This window comes from Dyadobacter sp. LHD-138, from assembly GCF_030929615.1.
GTDB lineage: Bacteria > Bacteroidota > Bacteroidia > Cytophagales > Spirosomataceae > Dyadobacter.
In genome coordinates, this window is record NZ_JAVFVU010000130.1 from 1 (window position 1) to 512 (window position 512).

1 pseudogene is annotated in these 512 nt (G+C 38.7%); it reads left to right on the forward strand.

The annotated features are described in order from the left end of the window. A pseudogene (locus RB622_RS30250) lies at positions 1 to 239 on the forward strand (IS110 family transposase); the annotation flags it as partial. Between the last annotated feature and the right edge of the window lie 273 nt (positions 240 to 512).

Sequence of the window (512 nt, forward strand, 5' to 3'; positions counted from 1 at the left end):
TATCAAAAAAAGGAAACCGAAGCCTTAGAAAAGCGATGTATTTACCATCGATGAGCGCAGTAAAATGGGATGATAATTTCAAAAATATGTATGTAAGAATCGTCAGTAAACAGGGTATAAAGATGAAGGCTTTGATAGCTGTCCAGAGAAAACTACTGGAACTGGCGTACACCTTATTTAAGACCAAAGCAAGCTATGATAAATCTTACGAAAGCAAAAAGATGGAACAAAAAAAATAGCATGTCAGCACAAAAGGCATAAACACGCTATTCTGGCTGGCTCTGGGCCGCCTTCAGAACAAAGGTATAAAAAATTGAAATTTTTATAGGTTATCAACACAGAATCTAGAAAAATACAACGCGCTCCACAAGTTTTTGATTTGACCCAAATTTTCACGGATCAAGCCAAATTCTTGGGGGGAATTGAATCGGGACTTCATGCGTAGAGTTTGGATAGTCTGAAAAGGAAGAATGAAATATCCCTGACACCCCGTGAGGTGGAACGGAACGCTT